16 protein-coding genes are annotated in these 17,383 nt (G+C 57.5%); 3 read left to right on the top strand and 13 right to left on the bottom strand.

The window, feature by feature from the left end; translation table 11 throughout:
- The 7 genes from hscA to trmJ all read right to left on the bottom strand — a co-directional run bounded on the left by hscA (position 1) and on the right by trmJ (position 6,015).
- A complete protein-coding gene (gene hscA / locus V2S86_RS00680) occupies positions 1-1,851 on the bottom strand; it encodes a Fe-S protein assembly chaperone HscA (RefSeq protein WP_330760812.1) in 1,851 nt (616 codons plus the stop codon).
- 26 nt (positions 1,852-1,877) lie between these two features.
- Positions 1,878-2,399, bottom strand: a complete 522-nt coding sequence (hscB, locus tag V2S86_RS00675) for a co-chaperone HscB (RefSeq protein WP_004952088.1) — start codon at positions 2,397-2,399, stop codon at positions 1,878-1,880.
- A 63-nt stretch (positions 2,400-2,462) separates the two neighbouring features.
- Positions 2,463-2,786 (bottom strand): iron-sulfur cluster assembly protein IscA, encoded by a 324-nt coding sequence (gene iscA, locus V2S86_RS00670; protein WP_004952089.1) that lies wholly within the window; start codon positions 2,784-2,786, stop codon positions 2,463-2,465.
- 125 nt (positions 2,787-2,911) lie between these two features.
- Positions 2,912-3,298, bottom strand: a complete 387-nt coding sequence (gene iscU, locus V2S86_RS00665) for a Fe-S cluster assembly scaffold IscU (RefSeq protein ID WP_004952090.1) — start codon at positions 3,296-3,298, stop codon at positions 2,912-2,914.
- A gap of 24 nt (positions 3,299-3,322) precedes the next feature.
- On the bottom strand, positions 3,323-4,537 hold the full coding sequence (locus tag V2S86_RS00660) for an IscS subfamily cysteine desulfurase (RefSeq protein ID WP_212557650.1): 1,215 nt from the start codon (positions 4,535-4,537) through the stop codon (positions 3,323-3,325).
- A gap of 54 nt (positions 4,538-4,591) precedes the next feature.
- Complete coding sequence (gene iscR, locus V2S86_RS00655; RefSeq protein ID WP_004952096.1) at positions 4,592-5,086, bottom strand: Fe-S cluster assembly transcriptional regulator IscR; 495 nt, start codon at positions 5,084-5,086, stop codon at positions 4,592-4,594.
- A 194-nt stretch (positions 5,087-5,280) separates the two neighbouring features.
- Positions 5,281-6,015 carry a tRNA (cytosine(32)/uridine(32)-2'-O)-methyltransferase TrmJ gene (trmJ, locus tag V2S86_RS00650; RefSeq protein WP_006318201.1) on the bottom strand — a complete coding sequence of 245 codons (735 nt, stop codon included), beginning with the start codon at positions 6,013-6,015 and terminating at the stop codon, positions 5,281-5,283.
- Between the two features lie 119 nt (positions 6,016-6,134).
- Between trmJ and suhB the strand changes: the two genes are divergently transcribed.
- The gene (gene suhB, locus V2S86_RS00645) at positions 6,135-6,938 is read left to right on the top strand and encodes an inositol-1-monophosphatase (RefSeq protein WP_004952100.1); all 804 of its coding nucleotides are present in this window, start codon (positions 6,135-6,137) and stop codon (positions 6,936-6,938) included.
- Between the two features lie 62 nt (positions 6,939-7,000).
- Here suhB and V2S86_RS00640 read toward each other — a convergent pair whose 3' ends face one another.
- Positions 7,001-8,023 carry a nickel/cobalt transporter gene (locus tag V2S86_RS00640; RefSeq protein ID WP_330760811.1) on the bottom strand — a complete coding sequence of 341 codons (1,023 nt, stop codon included), beginning with the start codon at positions 8,021-8,023 and terminating at the stop codon, positions 7,001-7,003.
- Positions 8,014-8,649: a DUF1007 family protein gene (locus tag V2S86_RS00635; protein WP_330760810.1), complete on the bottom strand. Its 636-nt coding sequence runs from the start codon at positions 8,647-8,649 to the stop codon at positions 8,014-8,016. The genes V2S86_RS00640 and V2S86_RS00635 overlap by 10 nt, the downstream gene beginning before the upstream one ends.
- Positions 8,650-8,827: 178 nt before the next feature.
- Here V2S86_RS00635 and csiE point away from each other — a divergent pair, with 178 nt between their 5' ends.
- The gene (gene csiE / locus V2S86_RS00630; protein WP_330760809.1) at positions 8,828-10,093 is read left to right on the top strand and encodes a stationary phase inducible protein CsiE; all 1,266 of its coding nucleotides are present in this window, start codon (positions 8,828-8,830) and stop codon (positions 10,091-10,093) included.
- Here the strand turns inward: csiE and V2S86_RS00625 are convergent.
- A complete protein-coding gene (locus V2S86_RS00625) occupies positions 10,090-11,241 on the bottom strand; it encodes a 3-phenylpropionate MFS transporter (RefSeq protein ID WP_330760808.1) in 1,152 nt (383 codons plus the stop codon). The genes csiE and V2S86_RS00625 overlap by 4 nt on opposite strands.
- Positions 11,242-11,396: 155 nt before the next feature.
- Positions 11,397-12,650 (bottom strand): serine hydroxymethyltransferase, encoded by a 1,254-nt coding sequence (glyA, locus tag V2S86_RS00620; RefSeq protein ID WP_330760807.1) that lies wholly within the window; start codon positions 12,648-12,650, stop codon positions 11,397-11,399.
- 373 nt (positions 12,651-13,023) lie between these two features.
- Between glyA and hmpA the strand changes: the two genes are divergently transcribed.
- Positions 13,024-14,214 (top strand): NO-inducible flavohemoprotein, encoded by a 1,191-nt coding sequence (gene hmpA / locus V2S86_RS00615; RefSeq protein ID WP_330760806.1) that lies wholly within the window; start codon positions 13,024-13,026, stop codon positions 14,212-14,214.
- Positions 14,215-14,255: 41 nt separating this feature from the next.
- On the opposite strand, the gene V2S86_RS00610 is transcribed toward hmpA, so the two are convergent.
- Both V2S86_RS00610 and V2S86_RS00605 read right to left on the bottom strand, forming a co-directional pair.
- Complete coding sequence (locus V2S86_RS00610; protein WP_330760805.1) at positions 14,256-15,443, bottom strand: c-type cytochrome; 1,188 nt, start codon at positions 15,441-15,443, stop codon at positions 14,256-14,258.
- Positions 15,440-17,350 carry an NAD(P)-binding protein gene (locus V2S86_RS00605; protein ID WP_330760804.1) on the bottom strand — a complete coding sequence of 637 codons (1,911 nt, stop codon included), beginning with the start codon at positions 17,348-17,350 and terminating at the stop codon, positions 15,440-15,442. Before V2S86_RS00605 ends, V2S86_RS00610 begins: the two co-directional genes overlap by 4 nt.
- Between the last annotated feature and the right edge of the window lie 33 nt (positions 17,351-17,383).

Genomic DNA, 17,383 nt, shown 5'->3' with positions numbered 1-17,383 from the left:
TTAAACCTCATCCACAGAATGGCCAGCCAGCGCGCGGCGAATGGAAGCATCCATACGGCGCGCGGCAAAATCTTGCGTTTGTGTATCTAATGTTTTAATTGCGGCTTCAATGGCGGCAGGATCGGTGCCCTGCGTCGCCTGTTGCAGGCCTTCCACCGCAGCGGCGATCGCCGTACTTTCAGCTTCGCTCAGCAAGGCGGCATCGCTGGCCAGGGCGCCCTGCAGGCTTTCCAGCACCCGCGATGCCTCTACCCGCTGTTCTGCCAGCATGCGCGCGCCAACGTCGCTGTGCGCATTGGCCATCGAGTCTTTGATCATGTCGGCGATCTCGCCGTCGGACAGGCCATAAGACGGCTTCACCTGGATCGAAGCCTCAACGCCGGTGGATTTCTCCATCGCCGTGACGCTCAGCAGGCCGTCCGCATCCACCTGGAAGGTGACGCGGATATGCGCGCCGCCGGCAGGCATTGGCGGTAAGCCGCGCAGCGAGAAGCGCGCCAGCGAACGGCAATCCTGCACCAGCTCACGTTCACCCTGCAACACGTGGATCATCATCGCGCTCTGGCCGTCTTTAAAGGTGGTGAATTCTTGCGCGCGCGCCACCGGAATGGTGGTATTGCGCGGGATCACTTTCTCGACCAGACCGCCCATGGTTTCCAGCCCGAGCGACAGCGGGATCACGTCCAGCAACAGCATGTCGCTGTCCGGCTTGTTACCCACCAGGATATCGGCCTGGATCGCCGCGCCGATGGCGACCACTTTGTCCGGATCGATAGACGTCAGCGGCGTGCGGCCAAAGAAGGTTCCCACCTGCTCACGCACCAGCGGCACACGAGTGGAACCGCCCACCATCACCACTTCCAGCACCTCTTCCGCACTGACACCGGCGTCTTTCAGCGCGCGGCGGCAGGCCATCAGAGTGCGTTTAACCAGCGGGGCTATCAGGGAATCGAACTGCGTGCGGGTCACTTCGCCTTGCCAGTTGGCCACGTCGACATTGACACTGTCTGCATCGCTCAGCGCAATTTTGGCGGCGATAGCTGCATCCAACAACTGGCGCTGGATGCCGTGATCGCTGCGATCCGCCACGCCGGCCTGCTCGCGCAACCAATCTGCCAGCAGATGGTCAAAGTCGTCGCCACCCAGCGCAGAGTCTCCGCCGGTGGCCAGCACTTCAAACACCCCGCGGCTCAGGCGCAGAATGGAAATATCAAAGGTCCCGCCGCCCAGATCATAAACCGCAATGGTGCCTTCCTGACCGGAGTCCAGGCCATAGGCAATCGCCGCAGCGGTCGGTTCGTTCAGCAGGCGCAGCACATGCAGACCGGCCAGACGCGCAGCGTCTTTGGTGCCCTGGCGCTGTGCATCGTCAAAATAAGCGGGAACGGTGATCACGACGCCGTCGAGATCTCCTCCCAGCGCCGTTTGTGCGCGAGCGGAAAGTGCCCTGAGAATGTCGGCGGAAACACCAACCGGATTAACCAGGCCGGCGGCGGTGACGATCATTGGCAGACCGTTATCGCTGGATTGGAATTGGTACGGCAGGTTCGGGTAACGCTGCTGAACGTCGGCCAGCGAACGGCCCATCATGCGTTTGATCGAACTGATGGTATTGGCCGGGTCCTGCGCCGCCTGCTGGCGTGCTTCCCAGCCTACGCGCAACCCGTCGGCCTGATAGTGCACCACCGAGGGCAGTAAATCGCGCCCCTGTGCGTCGGCCAGCGTTTCCGCCTGCCCGCTGCGTACCGTGGCGACCAGAGAATTGGTGGTGCCTAAATCAATACCGGCAGCCAGACGGCGCTGGTGCGGCGCGGCGCTGAGGCCAGGCTCGCTAATTTGTAATAAGGCCATATTGATGCTTCCACAATCAGAATGTATTACTCAAAACCCAGCAGTTTTTCTTCGAGTTGTTCAACCTGTTGCTGGAGTTTGTCCAAAAAGCGCAGCTTACGCACGGTGTCGGCGGCTTCGGACCACTGCTGGCTATCCAACTGCTGCACCATCAGTGCGCTGCGCTGTTTGACCGTCTCGTTCACCCGTGCGCCAAAATCGGCCAGCAGGCTTTCCGCATCCGCTTTGCGTTCAATGGCGTCGAGCTCTTCACGCAGTTCCAACTGTTCCATCAGGAACGCGGTATCGCGTACAGTATGCTGCTCATTGCCCAAATCAAAACCGTGCAAAGATAGCATATACTCCGCGCGTTTTAATGGGTGCTTCAGCGTTTGGTAGGCTTCATTGATGGTCGCTGCCTGCTGCAACGCCATCAGGCGTTCGCGCTCTGGCTGGAGGGCATTGCGATCGGGATGGAATTGGCGCTGCAGATCCTGATAGCGAGAGGCAAGCAGGCCGCCGTCCACGGAATAGCGAACTGGCAGCCCGAATAAAGTAAAATAATCCATAGCGTGCTCTGGGCGTTATCGGATGGAGTTCCCCCGCGCGCTGCGGGGGAGCACGATGGGCTGTCAGACGTTGAAGCTTTCGCCGCAGCCGCACTCGCTCGAGACATTGGGGTTGTTGAACTTGAAGCCTTCGTTCAAGCCTTCCTTGACGAAATCAAGCTCGGTGCCGTCAAGGTAGACCAGGCTCTTGCCGTCGATGATCACCTTGACGCCTTTGTTTTCAAAAACGATGTCGTCATCGTTCATTTCGTCAACAAATTCCAGCACGTACGCCATCCCGGAGCAGCCGGAGGTTCTTACCCCCAGACGCAGGCCCAGGCCTTTGCCACGGTTATTCATAAAAGCCTGAACACGCTGCGCAGCGCTGTCGCTCATGGTAATTGACATCACAACCTCACACTCAATATCCCCAACCTCTTGCAAAACCGGTGTTGGGGAGCAAACCGGTGTAGGGGGCGAATAGATTCGCCCCGATCAACGCGGGCGCGGCATGCGGCGCCCCTACACAAAAACTACTTGGCGCTGTGCTTGCTCTTGTAGTCGGCGATCGCTGCTTTAATGGCGTCTTCAGCCAGAATAGAGCAGTGAATTTTAACCGGCGGCAATTCCAGTTCTTCGGCGATCTGAGTGTTTTTGATCGCTTCGGCCTGATCAAGAGACTTGCCTTTCATCCATTCGGTCACCAGCGAGCTGGAGGCGATGGCGGAACCGCAGCCGTAAGTCTTGAAGCGGGCGTCTTCGATGATGCCCTCATTGTTGACTTTGATCTGCAGCTTCATCACGTCGCCACAGGCCGGTGCACCCACCATGCCGCTACCGACGGTAGGATCTTCGTTGTCGAACGAGCCCACGTTACGTGGGTTTTCATAATGATCGATTACTTTTTCGCTGTAAGCCATGACCTTGCTCCTGAATCCTGAGAATTAATGATGTGCCCATTCGATGCTGTTGATATCCACGCCCTGCTTGAACATGTCCCACAGCGGAGACAGGTCGCGCAGGCGGCCGATGGATTTACGCACCAGTTGAATGGTGTAATCGATCTCTTCTTCCGTGGTGAAACGCCCCAGAGAGAAACGGATCGAGCTATGCGCCAACTCGTCGGTCATCCCCAGCGCGCGCAGCACGTAGGAGGGTTCAAGGCTAGCGGAGGTACAGGCGGAACCTGAAGAAACGGCCAGGTCTTTCAGCGCCATGATCAGCGATTCACCTTCAACATAGTTGAAGCTGACATTAAGGATATTAGGAACGCCGTGTTCCAGATCGCCGTTCAGATAGACTTCTTCCATATCTTTCACGCCGTTCCACAGGCGGTCGCGCAGCGTACGCAGGCGCGCCATTTCCGTCGGCATTTCTTCTTTGGCGATGCGGTAGGCTTCGCCCATACCGGCGATCTGATGCACAGGCAGGGTGCCGGAACGCATACCGCGCTCGTGACCGCCGCCGTGAACCTGGGCTTCGATACGGATACGTGGTTTACGACGCACGTACAGCGCGCCAATGCCTTTCGGGCCATAGATTTTGTGGCCGGAGAAGGACATCAGATCGACTTTCAGCTTGCTCAGATCGATAGGCAATTTGCCCACGCTCTGGGTAGCGTCAACGTGATAAATGATACCGCGCGCACGGCACATTTCGCCGATGGCTTCGATATCCTGCACCACGCCGATTTCATTGTTCACGTGCATGATCGATACCAGAATGGTGTCTTCACGCATGGCGGCTTCGAGATCCTGCAGACTGATAATTCCGTTGCTCTGCGGCGCCAGGTAGGTCACTTCAAACCCTTCGCGCTCGAGCTGACGGCAGGTGTCCAGCACGGCCTTGTGTTCGGTTTTGCTGGTGATGATGTGCTTGCCTTTCTTTTGATAGAAATTGGCCGCACCTTTAATCGCCAGGTTGTCGGATTCGGTCGCTCCGGAAGTGAACACGATCTCACGCGGGTCAGCGCCAACCAGTTCAGCAATTTGGTTACGGGCGATATCTACCGCTTCTTCCGCTTGCCACCCGAAACGGTGGGAACGGGAAGCCGGGTTACCGAAAGTCCCGTCCAGGGTCAAAAACTGCATCATTTTCTCGGCAACGCGCGGATCAACCGGCGTCGTTGCTGAGTAATCGAGATAAATCGGTAATTTCATTGCTCTTGTGCTCCGTACATCACTTCCAAAAACTAAAAAAATATCGCCAGCTGCTTATGCGCGCAGATTAACGTTGATAGTTTCTTGCGGACGACCGTTGGCCGTGCGACGGGTATCGTTGTTCTGACGGTCCGCCACCACCAGCACTTCCTGGTTGTTCACCAGTTCTGCCAGCGTAATGTTGTTCAGGAACCCGCTGATGCGCTCGCTCAGATCGCGCCACAGGGTATGAGTCAGACAGCGATCCCCCCCTTGGCAGCCTTCTTTACCCTGGCAACGGGTTGCATCTACCGATTCATCGACGGCAGTGATGACAGCGCCAACGGCGATCTCACTTGCCTCTTTCCCCAGCAGATAACCACCGCCCGGCCCACGCACGCTGGCAACCAGGCCATTTTTACGCAGACGGGAGAATAATTGTTCCAGATAAGAGAGCGAAATCCCTTGGCGCTCGGAAATATCCGCCAGAGGAACGGGCCCTTCCTGGGAGTGCAATGCCACGTCAAGCATAGCGGTTACGGCATAACGGCCTTTGGATGTCAGTCTCATAGCTAAATGGTTACCTGTTGGTGAAACATGGCCGAAATTCTGACATTCCCGAGTAAAACAGTCAACTATTTAACCTACTAATTTACTCAAGTATTAGCACATTTTGGCCTTAGCCAGACCAAAAGCATATAAAATGCATGTTATAACCATTGGATAACTAATACTATTATTCCTGACCGTTACGCCACATCAAATTAATTACCTTGATGTTTATCCTGTTTCTCTATCGACGTCAGCATGCCGCGCAGGATACTCAGCTCTTGAGCTTCCGGGCGCGCACGGGTGAATAAACGGCGCAATCTGCTCATCACCTGCCCCGGATGCGCCGGGCGGATAAAGCCGCTGTGCTGCAGCGTTTGTTCCAGGTGTTGATAGAAGCGTTCGAGATCGTCCACCAGCGGATACGGCGTCTCTTCCAACGGCGGCACGCCCGCTTGTTGACGATCGAGATAGGCCACGCGCACTTCATAAGCCAGGATCTGCACCGCCATCGCCAGATTCAACGAGCTGTAATCCGGGTTGGCGGGAATGGCGACATGATAATGGCACTTTTGCAGCTCATCGTTGGTCAGGCCAACGCGTTCGCGGCCAAACACCAGCGCAACCGGCGCATGTTCACCTTCGTGCACGGCGCGTACGCCGCATTCGCGCGGTTCCAGCATCGGCCACGGCAAAGTACGCGAACGCGCGCTGGTGCCAACCACCAGGCTACAGCCGGCGATAGCATCATCAAGGGTGTCAACGATAGTGGCGTTGCCGATCACGTCGCTGGCGCCTGCGGCCAGGGCAATCGCCTGCGAATCAGGTTTTATCAGCGGATTAACCAGATAAAGGTTGGTTAACCCCATGGTTTTCATGGCTCTTGCGGTCGAGCCCATGTTACCGGTATGGGAGGTTTCTACCAGAACAATGCGGATGTTGTGCAGCATACAAACTCTGAGCGTAGCGGAAAATCACAGCATCTTAACACAGCCGTAGGCATTTTGCCGAACAGCTGCTATACTTCGCGCCGTTTCCTGTTCTTTAACATCCTAGTTGGAAGATACCCATGCATCCGATGCTGACTATCGCCGTGCGCGCTGCGCGCAAGGCCGGTAACCTGATTGCCAAAAACTACGAAACCCCGGACGCTGTAGAAGCGAGCCAGAAAGGGACCAATGACTTTGTCACTAACGTCGATCGCGATGCAGAGCATCTGATCATCGACGTGATCCGCAAGTCTTATCCGCAACACACTATTGTTACCGAAGAACGCGGTGAGCTGGTCGGCGAAGATCAGGATGTGCAATGGGTGATCGATCCACTGGATGGCACCTCAAACTTTATCAAACGTTTCCCACACTTCTCCGTTTCCATCGCCGTACGCATCAAAGGCCGTACTGAAGTGGCTGTGGTTTACGATCCAATGCGCAACGAACTCTTTACCGCTACCCGCGGCCAGGGCGCACAGCTCAATGGCTACCGTCTGCGCGGCACCAATGCCAAAGATCTGGATGGCACCATCCTGGCCACCGGCTTCCCGTTCAAGGTTAAACAGCACGCTACCCCTTACATCAACGTGGTCGGCAAACTGTTTACCCAGTGTGCAGACTTCCGTCGCACCGGTTCCGCAGCGCTGGACCTGGCCTATGTGGCCGCCGGCCGCGTTGACGGTTTCTTCGAGATTGGCCTGAAGCCGTGGGACTTTGCTGCCGGCGAACTGTTGGTACGCGAATCTGGCGGCCTGGTGACCGACTTTGTTGGCGGTCATAACCACTTCAGCTCCGGCAACGTGGTTGCAGGCAACCCGCGCGTAGTGAAAGCCATGCTTTCTACCATGCGTGAAGAGCTGAGCGAAGCGCTGAAGCGTTAATAGCGCCAAGTGAATTGAATACGAAAAAGCGCTGCATTTTTGCAGCGCTTTTTTTATGCCTGTCAGCGGGAGAAAGGCCGAATACCACCACCGAATTCCGGCTGGGCGCTGGCATACAGCAGCAATCCGGCGAACAGCAGAATCAGGCCACCGGCCAATGCCAGTGCTCCCCAGGCAACGGCGCTCCAGGCGGCAGGCGCGCGCGAACGGCTGAGCCTCACGGCCAACCGGCGGCTGTAATGCACCAGCAAGGCCAACAATGAAATGGTCAGCGACGTGCCAAGCGCCATCGCCAACGCCGAAATAACGCCCCAGGCGAATACGCCAATCACCTTGGAAAACAGCAGCACCAGTACCGCCCCGGAGCAGGGACGCATGCCCATCGCCAGCACGATAGCGGTTTGCGTACGCCAGTCGCCGCCCGCCTGCAGTTCGCTGTCGCTCGGTAAATGACGGTGCCCACAACCACAGTGTTCGCTGTGAACATGATGAGTCGGCAGCGGTTGCAGGCTGCTGATACGCAGCGCCGGTGACAGGCGTAGCGCTTTCACCGCGTAATACAGACGTTTCAGCGCCCGCCAGCTCAGCAGTACGCCGAGCAGCATCACCAGAATAAAACTGCCCTTCTCCAACCAGAAACTGCTTTGGTGCAACTGGCGAGAGGATAACTGCAACACCACCAGCATCAGGGTCACCAACGCGATAGCCACCAGCCCCTGAACCAGAGAGGCGGCGAAAGTCAGTTTCAGGCTGCTTTTCAGCCGCGCCGGGTGCGTGGCCAAATAGGTGGCGATCACCACCTTGCCGTGTCCGGGGCCAAGCGCATGCAGCACGCCATAGCTCAGACTAAACAGCATCAACGCCAGCCCGGCCTGCTGGGGGGCGGCTTTTACCTGCTGCAACAGGCCGGCCAGTTGTTGATGCAGCCCCTTCTGCCACACCACGCTTTGCATCAGCAGCTGCGGCCAATAATGCCACGCCAGCTGCGCGGCCAACGCCAGCGACAGCACAAACAGCAGCAGCGGCCACAGGCTGAAGGCCCAGTGCCGCTTGCGCGTGGCGTTCTGGCTGAGGTTTATTGACATTGCAAAGTGACCCGCTGCGCGAACTGTTGCCCCAGCGCCATATCTTCGCTGGGGGCATCGTTCTTATCGAGGGACAATGCGTAAGCCTGCAAGGAGGAATCCGGCTTCGGCGTCATCAGGCTGAACTTGCACTGCGGGGCCATTTCCGGCGGCAAATGCAGCGCCGTTTTATCTTTGTAGGTCATATCGACAAAATAAGTGGGATCGTAGGTGGAGATTTCAAACGGCTTGCCTGCCAGTGGCTGCGGCTCGGCCAGCGGCAGCACAAATTCCAGCACCGCCTGGTGCCCCTGGCGCGACAAATGGTATTCGGTCGGCAGATTCAGGTATTTCACCGGCTTGCCGTCGCGATACACATCGGTGAAATAGTGCTGGCCGAGCACGTTGGCCATGACTTCCGCCGCCAGTTTTTTCCACACTTCCGAGTCGCTTTTCGCGTTCTGCGCATCGTACAGCAGATCCGCCGAGGTGATTTCATCCATTACCCAAACCATTTTCAAACCGACCAACTTTTGATCTTTCGCCACGAAAGTGGTGTTCATATCAATAAAGCTGTGCGGGTGAGCGACAGCGCCGGCGCTGAATAACGCTAAAAAACCGGCCACAATAAAACGTAAGATCATCATCAAAGCATACTCATTATTGTTATAAAGTAACATCAACCAACCTTCAACCGCCGTTAATCGGCACAATAATTGTGACGAAAGTTGTAAGCCGAAATAAAACCGGGTGCTGCAGCCATGCCGCTGCACAGCCTTTTGCTATGCTTATTCATAATTTAAACGTTACCTGCCAGAAGGTGATATGAGCCTGGACACTGCTCCTGTGCCTGAGCTCTCCGGTCAACAACGGCGCTGCCATCTGTTACTGATGCTGTATGCGCCGGAGCCCGCAGTACAACTGGAGACTATCAGCCAAGTCAACGGCGTCGACCACCCTACCGCCCGGCAAGATATAGCCGAGGTTGCCAGTGAAATCCAGCGTTTCCACCATCTGGAGATCGTCGGCAATTCCGACGAAGGTTACCGGCTCAAGGGAAGCGCGCTCAACCAACGCCTCTGCCTGCTCCACTGGTTGCGCAGAGCCCTGCGCTGCAGCCCGGAGTTTATCGACCAACATTTTGCCCCCTGGCTGCATCAGGCGCTGGCGGTAAACGCCGATCCGTCGCCACAGTTGGAAAGTTACATCAGCAGCTGTGAACCGCTGCTCAACCGCCCTCTCGATCAACGCGATCGCCAATTTCTGCAGCATTACCTGTGTTACTGCGCCTGGGAAACCCAGCGCCAACGGCACCCGCTATTCACCGCCACCCAGCGCGCCTGGCTGCATCAGAAACCCGAGCATCGGGCGGCCAGCTTGCTGCATCAATCGCTGAATCAGCTTTTCGCCCTGCTACCCGAGAGCAGCGAAAGCGATTTTCTGGTGCTGATGTTCACCATGCTGAAAAACCACAGCTACCACAGCAACGACTCGGAGGAAGATCTGCGGTTAATGAGAGCGATTGAAAACGTGGTCGAGCGCTTCCAGCAGATTTCCGGCATGACCTTCAGCAGTAAAGAGGATTTGATCAGCCAGCTGTTCGCCCATCTGGCGCCTGCGGTCGAACGCTGTCGTTTTGACATCGGCATTGACAACATGTTGCTCGAGGAAGTGCTACGCATGTACCCGCGCCTGATGCGCACCACTCAGGAAGCGCTGGCGCCGCTCGAACAGGAATATGACATTCGTTTTTCCAGTGAGGAAGCGGGGTTGGTTGCCATCAGTTTCGGCGCCTGGCTGATGCAGGGTAACGCGCTGCAGGAAAAACAGGTGCTGTTGCTGACGCTGGACAATCCGCAATTGGAAGAGGAAGTGGAGTATCAGATCCGCGAATTAACGCTGTTGCCGTTGAACATCAAGTATCTGCCACTGCGCGATTACCTGCGCTCCGGCGCGCCGCAGGGTGTCACGCTGGTGATCAGCCCGTATGCGGCGGTGCACAGTGAACCGCAGCCGCCGCTGATTTATACCGAATTGCCGTTAGAACGCCAGCAGCGCAAAGCCATCCGCGCGCTGCTGGAAGCCTCTTAACGGCTGCCGCTGACCGCAACGGCCGGCGGGCGAATAAACAGCGCCGGCAACGCCACTGCCGCCATCACCCAGAATACCCCGCCCTGCAGATGTTCAAACAGGAAACCGGCAATCACCGTCATAATCGCAATACCGCCGCCCATCGCCAGCGCCGAGTAAATCGCCTGCAGCCGGATCACCTCCGGCCCTTTGCGCGCAGCGATAAAACGCATCGCCGCCAGATGGCAAACGGTAAAGGTGCCGCAATGCAGGATCTGGATCACCAACAGCCAACCCAGCTCGGTGCTGGAGGCCATCAGGCTCCAGCGCAGTACTCCGCAGCAGGCGGAAAGCAGCAGCAGATTGCGCGCATTCCAGCGGCGGAACAGGAAATTGCTGCTGGCGAAAACGATGACTTCTGCCACCACGCCCAGCGACCACAGATAACCGATCGTCGAAGCCGAGTAACCGGCCTCCTGCCAGTAGATGGAACCGAAGCTGTAATAGCCGGCGTGCGCGCCCTGCAGCAACGTGACGCACAACAGGAAACGCCAGACCGGCCCTTCCTTGAGCATTTCGCGCAGTGAGCGGTCTGGCTCGCTTTGAGTACGCGTCTCCCCCTGCGGCATCACGCTCGGTTTCAGCATCATGCCCAGCAGCATCGCCAGCACGCTGAGGATCAAGCTGTAAAGAATGGCGTTATGGCCCCAAACCGACACCATTTGCCCGGTCAGCGCCGAGCCGATCACAAACGCCAGCGAGCCCCACAGCCTGACACGCCCGTAATCCATGGTGATTTGTTTTTGCCAGGTGGCGGCCAGCGCGTCGGTCAACGGCACCAACGGCGAAAAGAACAGGTTGAAGCCGGCAATCACCAACATCAACCAACCCCAGCCATTACCGAAGCAGAACCCGACGGCGAAGGCCAGCGTCAGCAACGCCAGCAGGCGTAATGCCGTCACCAGATGGGAAGGATCTTTAACCCGGGGAGCAATCAGCAAACTGCCGAGGAAACGCGCGACCAGACCGGCACCGAGCAGAATACCTATGGTTTCAGGCGCGATGCCCTCGCCTTTCAGCCAAACGCCCCAAAACGGTAAGAAGATGCCATAAGAAAAGAAGTAGGTGAAATAACTGAGAGCGAGCCAACGCGTTGATTGCAGAACCATGATCCCTCCGGTGTGTAGGCGATACTTTGACAGAGCTCACACCCACGAGCAATGCTCATTCACGATCAAGGGAATAGAGTGATAAGCAGTTCACAGTTTGCCGGCAACAGGCATAAAAAAACCCGCCGAAGCGGGTTTTTAAAGAGAAAGCAGAATTATGCGTAGACCGGCAGGCGGGCGCAGATCTCCAGCACTTTCTTCTTGGTGCGTTCGATGGTGGCTTCATCGTTGATGTTGTCCAGCACGTCGCAGATCCAACCGGCCAACTCAGTCACTTCAGCGATTTTGAAGCCGCGGCGAGTCACAGCCGGCGTGCCGATACGAATGCCTGAGGTAACGAACGGGCTTTTCGGATCGTTTGGCACGCTGTTTTTGTTCACGGTGATGTTGGCGCGGCCCAGGGCAGCGTCAGCTTCTTTACCGGTCAGGTTTTTGTCAACCAGGTCCAGCAGGAACAGGTGGTTATGAGTACCGCCGGAAACCACGTTGTAACCGCGTTCCAGGAACACCTTCACCATCGCTTTGGCGTTATCGGCGACTTGCTGCTGGTAAGCCTTGAACGCTGGCTCCATCGCTTCTTTCAGCGCCACCGCTTTACCGGCGATCACGTGCATCAGCGGGCCGCCCTGGCCGCCAGGGAATACGGCGGAGTTCAGTTTCTTGTACAGCTCTTCGTCGCCGCCCTTCGCCAGGATCAGGCCACCGCGCGGGCCCGCCAGGGTTTTGTGGGTGGTGGTGGTGACGATGTGCGCATACGGCACCGGGTTCGGGTAAACCTCAGCGGCGACCAGGCCCGCAACGTGAGCCATGTCAACGAACAGGTAAGCGCCGATGCTGTCGGCGATTTCACGCATTTTTTTCCAGTTAACCAGACCGGAGAAGGCCGAGAAGCCGCCGATGATCATTTTGGGTTTGTGGGTCTGAGCCTGTTTGGCCAGATCGTCGTAGTCGATCTTGCCTTCCTTGTCGATGCCGTAAGGCACCACGTTGTACAGTTTGCCGGACAGGTTGACCGGGGAACCGTGGGTCAGGTGGCCGCCGTGCGCCAGGTTCATGCCCAGAATGGTGTCGCCCGGCTGCAGCAGCGCGGTGTAGACGGCGAAGTTAGCCTGGGAGCCGGAGTGCGGCTGCACGTTGGCGTAATCTGCGCCAAACAGCGCTTTGGCGCGGTCGATGGCCAGTTGCTCAACGATATCCACATATTCGCAGCCGCCGTAATAACGCTTGCCCGGATAGCCTTCAGCGTATTTGTTGGTCAACTGGGAACCCTGAGCCTGCATTACGCGCGGGCTGGTGTAGTTCTCAGACGCAATCAGTTCAATGTGCTCTTCCTGACGCACGACCTCTTGCTCCATTGCACGCCACAGTTCGGCATCATAATCGGCAATGTTCATTTCACGCTTTAACATCCGGCATCTCCTGACTTAAATCGGCTAACTAAAAAATCACCAAATAACTACCCGGTTGGGTTCTGGGCAACAGTGTAAACTGTTTTCCCCTACCGAGGATAGGTCTTGACAGAGGTTTTTACGCAAACGATTGGCATGACGCGCGGCAAGGCTTTGATCCTGTATATCACGCCATCCGGCAACGGACTTTTACTCATGCCGAGGATGCGGTTTTTTCATGTTCTGTGAGCGGGATCGTCGCTTAACATCTCCGCAACAAAAACAAGGGTATTTACAGCCCTGACGGAAATCGCTAATATTTGGGCAAACTTAAAGATGCATTTAATATGCAACATTTAAATATTCCAATAATTGAAGCTAAAGGAGCACTACCATGCTGGATAGCCAAACCATCGCCACCGTAAAATCCACGATTCCCCTGCTGGCTGCTACCGGGCCTAAACTGACCGCCCATTTCTACGATCGCATGTTCGAACACAATCCTGAGTTGAAAGATGTTTTCAACATGAATAACCAGCGCAACGGCGATCAACGCCAGGCGTTGTTCGATGCGATCTGTGCCTATGCCGCCAATATCGAAAACCTGGCGGCGCTGCTGCCGGCGGTAGAGCGTATTGCCCAAAAGCACACCAGCCTGAATATCCAGCCGGAGCAGTATCAAATTGTCGGCGGCCATCTGCTGGCGACGCTGGACGAAATGTTCAGCCCAGGCCAGGAAGTGCTGGATGCCTGGGGCAAGGCCTACGGCGTATTGGCGAACGTATTCATCCAGCGTGAAGGCCAGATTTATCAGGAAAGTGAAAACGCGAATGGCGGCTGGCGCGAACGGCGCGCTTTCCGCATTGTCAAAAAACAGCCGCAAAGCGACGTGATTTGCAGCTTCGTGCTGGCGCCGGTTGACGGCGGCCGCGTGATTGACTTCAAGCCGGGGCAATATCTGGCGGTCTATATCAATGACGACAGCATGGAAAATCAGGAAATCCGCCAATACTCACTGACCACCGCGCCTAACGGCGAATACTACCGCATCGCGGTGAAGCGTGAAGATCAAGGTAAGGTCTCGAATTTCCTGCATCAACAGGCCAAAGAGGGCGATGTGCTTTATCTGGCACCGCCGCACGGGGATTTCTTCCTTGACGTGCAGCCAACCACCCCGGTAGCGCTGATTTCCGCCGGCGTGGGCCAAACGCCCATGCTCGGTATGCTCAATACCCTGCACGACAATCAACATCTGGCGGACGTACACTGGTTGCACGCGGCGGAAAACGGCGGCGTTCATGCCTTCGCAGATGAAGTGGCGAGTATCGCCGGCCGCATGCCAAACCTGAGCCGTCACGTCTGGTACCGCGAGCCGGGCACCGACGACGTGGAAGGCCGCGATTATCAGAGCCGCGGCTTGATGAACCTTAGCGTACTGCGCGAAACGCTCGACAATCCACAGATGCATTACTACTTCTGCGGCCCGGTCCCCTTTATGCAGCATGTCGGCAAACAGCTGCTGGACATGGGCGTGAACGCCGAGAACATCCACTACGAATGCTTCGGCCCGCATAAGGTACTCTAATCAAACGGGGCGCGGTCTGTGAACAGCACCGCGCCCCGCCGTTATTTCTCCGCCAGCTTACGCGCCTCCTGCACCTGCTGCGCCGTTACCGCCCCAGCCTGATTGCCCCAACTTCCGCGCAAATAACTCATCAGATCGGCCGCCTGCCGGTCATTCAATGCCCAGCCGTAACCTGGCATGGCGATCGCGGTAGCCTGCTGAGTGATCGGCGTTTGCGCCCCTTCCAGCAACACACGCAGCGCGGTCAGCGGATTGTCCGCCGTCACCGTCGCGTTGCCTGCCAATGCCGGAATGGTGTTATCGCTGCCCTCGCCTTTCTTGCCGTGGCAAGTTGAACAGTACATTGCATAGGTGCGCTGCCCGGCCTGTTGACTGCCGACCACCGGGGCTATGGCTTTCTCTGCCTGGGGTTTTTCCGCCGCCAGGCTGTGCAGGTAAGCGGCAATGGCGTTCAGGTCGCCATCGGTAAGATATTGCGTACTGTGGGCGACCACCTCGCTCATCGGCCCGGCCACCGCAGCATGCCGACTGCGGCCGGTTTTCAACAGTGCCGCCACCTCTTCCTGCGGCATGCCGCGCAGGTTAGACGCGAACCAACCGTCCAGCTCGGCCCCGCTCAGGAAGGCCGGTTCCTTGCTGTCCAACCCCTTTTCCTGCATTGCCCAGCCGCGCGGCGTATGGCAGCTGCCGCAGTGGCCTGCGCCCTGCACCAGATAAGCACCGCGGTTCCACTCGGCGCTCTGCCCGCTGTCCGGCCGATATTGGGCATCGTCATGGAACAGCTGATTCCAAACCGCCAGCGGCCAACGCATCGACAACGGCCAACTGATATCGCTGGCGCGGTTGGCGGCGTTCTGCGCCGGCACTTCCTGCATCAGATAATCGTACAGCGCACGCATATCCGCCGCGTTCATCCTGGCGTAAGAGGTATAGGGCATCGCCGGATACAGGCGATGGCCATCTTTGGCGATGCCCTGGCGCATGGCGCGGTCAAACTCGTCAAAAGAATAGGCGCCGATACCGTGCTGCTTATCCGGCGTGATATTGGTGGCGTAAATGGCGCCCAGCGGCGTCGGGAACTTCATGCCGCCGGCCAGCAAAGCGCCGCCCGGCGCGGTATGGCAGGCGGTGCAGTCACCGGCCTTGGCCACGTATTCCCCGGCCGACATCGCCTGAGCCGAACCGCCCGCCGCCAGCAAGGTCAGCAGATACCATGAACGTAGACTCATGCTCCCTCCTTGACGGCCGCCTGGCCGAAGGCCAGTTCATTGACCGCGCGCCATGCCTGATCTATTGCCGAGTTGGCGTACGGGCTCCAGTCCGAATCCGAGTTGGCGATGACAATCTTGCCTATCGGCTTACGCGCCGTCTCAATGATTTTTTTCGCCTCGTCTTCGTCATCAAACAGCCCATTGAGGAAGTAGGAATAGCCGTGCGACCAGCGGTTAACGGTGATCGCCTGAATATCGCGCTGATGGTCGAAACCGGCGGAACCCAGCATGCCCTGCAACTGTTCGCGGATCATCTGCTCATGCACCTCAAACGGTGTGCCCAGCAGCAAGGCGCGGCCTTTGCGCGACTGTTCGCGAGGGCTCAGCCCGCTGCCCGCCAGCGTCGGCACATACACCATATGCAGGCCAATCGGCTGATTCGGGTCGCGAGGATGTTCATAACCGCCCATGCTCACCGGATAATCCAGCTTCACGCGGCAATAAGGCGCGGTCGGCGAATACACTTCATGCACACCCAGCTTGATAAACGGCTGCCAGTTGCGGATCACCACTTTGCTGTACACCAGCGGTGATTTCACGTTCTGCTTCAGCGCCTCTTGCTGCTCATGCGACATTTCCGGCACCAGATACGGGATCATCATGTTGTAACCGGCCATCACCACCTGCCCGGCGCGCACCTTGGTCATTTTGTCGCCGCTCATATAGGTCACTTCAACCTTGTCGCCGACGTTCGCCGCGTGAAGGCCGGTGCTGTTCAGGCGCAGTTTGACCGGCGATCCCGGCCGATCGAGCCGGCTGTAGTCGAACTTCGCCAGCACGATGTCGTTCATATCCTTGCCGCCCGGCGCCACGTCCGGGATCAGATGACGCACCATCAGGCGCGCCAGCGTGGCGTTGCCATCCGGGAAGTGGAACACGTAAGGATCGTCGAGATCCGCCTGCGACTCCTCATCCAGCGGCGGCAGGTTCATGCCGTTCAGGCCGGGCAGATCGCAGATGCGCGCATCGCTGCACGAAGTGGCGTCAATGCCCACCGCCTGGAAATCGCTGGTGGTCTGCTGGAAATAACGGATAGCCATTTCGCTCAGGCCAACCTTTTCACGCAGGAACTGGGTATAACTGTGCTTGTCGAGCCATTCGCCCTTTTGTTCCTGAGTCAGGTCCGGCAGATAATCCTTCTCCACCGTATGCAGCGCGATCAGCGCCTGTCGGTCACTTTCCGGCAACGGGAAATCGCCGATAAAAGCTTCGTAGGAGCGGCCATTAAGCCGATCACGCGGAATATCATCCGCCACCATGCGGCCGGGATCGCCATTCACCACCTTGTCGACGCCGAAGTTTTTACGATCGAAATAGACGCCGCGGCTCAGGTTCAGATCCGGGTAGAAGGTTTTATCGAACGCCTTTTCCAGGTTGTCGATGCTGACGCCGAGTTTTTGCAGCAACCCCATCGCCACCGGGCTGAAGTTCGAGCGTGGCGACTGCAGCGATTCGCTGCCGCCGTAGCCGAGAATAGTGCCGTTTTCGCTGCTGAATTCATTGCGCTTGGCGTGGCCGCCAAAGTCATCGTGGTTGTCGATCAGTAAAATACGCTGCTGTGCGCCCTTCATCTGCTGCCAGAAACAGGCGGCGGCCAGCCCGCTGATACCCGCACCGACCACGATCAGGTCAAACTCTTCCGTGGCGGGAACGCTGCCGAAATCGAATGCCTTGCCGTCGCGCCCCAATTGGTGCGCGTGCTCAAAAGAGCCCGGATGGTTACCGCGCAGCCCGGTCAGCGCTGGCGGGTAGTACAGGGTTTGATTGGCGGTTTGCGGTGACGCGCGCAGAATTTGCAGCGGCGTCAGCCCGGCGGCGATGGTGATCGCCACCCCATTGAGAAAATCGCGTCGGGTGATCCCCATATTGGCTTCCTTTCAATTCTTATTATCAATCAG

Source organism: Serratia sp. C2(1), from assembly GCF_036352655.1.
Classification (GTDB): domain Bacteria; phylum Pseudomonadota; class Gammaproteobacteria; order Enterobacterales; family Enterobacteriaceae; genus Serratia; species Serratia inhibens.
This window is presented reverse-complemented; position numbering and strand designations above follow the sequence as displayed.

Excerpts from the sequence above, each read along its gene's own strand:
- hscA (WP_330760812.1), bottom strand. The coding sequence starts at position 1,851 with ATGGCCTTATTACAAATTAGCGAGCCTGGCCTCAGCGCCGCGCCGCAC.
- hscB (WP_004952088.1), bottom strand. The coding sequence starts at position 2,399 with ATGGATTATTTTACTTTATTCGGGCTGCCAGTTCGCTATTCCGTGGAC.
- iscA (WP_004952089.1), bottom strand. The coding sequence starts at position 2,786 with ATGTCAATTACCATGAGCGACAGCGCTGCGCAGCGTGTTCAGGCTTTT.
- iscU (WP_004952090.1), bottom strand. The coding sequence starts at position 3,298 with ATGGCTTACAGCGAAAAAGTAATCGATCATTATGAAAACCCACGTAAC.
- V2S86_RS00660 (WP_212557650.1), bottom strand. The coding sequence starts at position 4,537 with ATGAAATTACCGATTTATCTCGATTACTCAGCAACGACGCCGGTTGAT.
- iscR (WP_004952096.1), bottom strand. The coding sequence starts at position 5,086 with ATGAGACTGACATCCAAAGGCCGTTATGCCGTAACCGCTATGCTTGAC.
- trmJ (WP_006318201.1), bottom strand. The coding sequence starts at position 6,015 with ATGCTGCACAACATCCGCATTGTTCTGGTAGAAACCTCCCATACCGGT.
- suhB (WP_004952100.1), top strand. The coding sequence starts at position 6,135 with ATGCATCCGATGCTGACTATCGCCGTGCGCGCTGCGCGCAAGGCCGGT.
- V2S86_RS00640 (WP_330760811.1), bottom strand. The coding sequence starts at position 8,023 with ATGTCAATAAACCTCAGCCAGAACGCCACGCGCAAGCGGCACTGGGCC.
- V2S86_RS00635 (WP_330760810.1), bottom strand. The coding sequence starts at position 8,649 with ATGATGATCTTACGTTTTATTGTGGCCGGTTTTTTAGCGTTATTCAGC.
- csiE (WP_330760809.1), top strand. The coding sequence starts at position 8,828 with ATGAGCCTGGACACTGCTCCTGTGCCTGAGCTCTCCGGTCAACAACGG.
- V2S86_RS00625 (WP_330760808.1), bottom strand. The coding sequence starts at position 11,241 with ATGGTTCTGCAATCAACGCGTTGGCTCGCTCTCAGTTATTTCACCTAC.
- glyA (WP_330760807.1), bottom strand. The coding sequence starts at position 12,650 with ATGTTAAAGCGTGAAATGAACATTGCCGATTATGATGCCGAACTGTGG.
- hmpA (WP_330760806.1), top strand. The coding sequence starts at position 13,024 with ATGCTGGATAGCCAAACCATCGCCACCGTAAAATCCACGATTCCCCTG.
- V2S86_RS00610 (WP_330760805.1), bottom strand. The coding sequence starts at position 15,443 with ATGAGTCTACGTTCATGGTATCTGCTGACCTTGCTGGCGGCGGGCGGT.
- V2S86_RS00605 (WP_330760804.1), bottom strand. The coding sequence starts at position 17,350 with ATGGGGATCACCCGACGCGATTTTCTCAATGGGGTGGCGATCACCATC.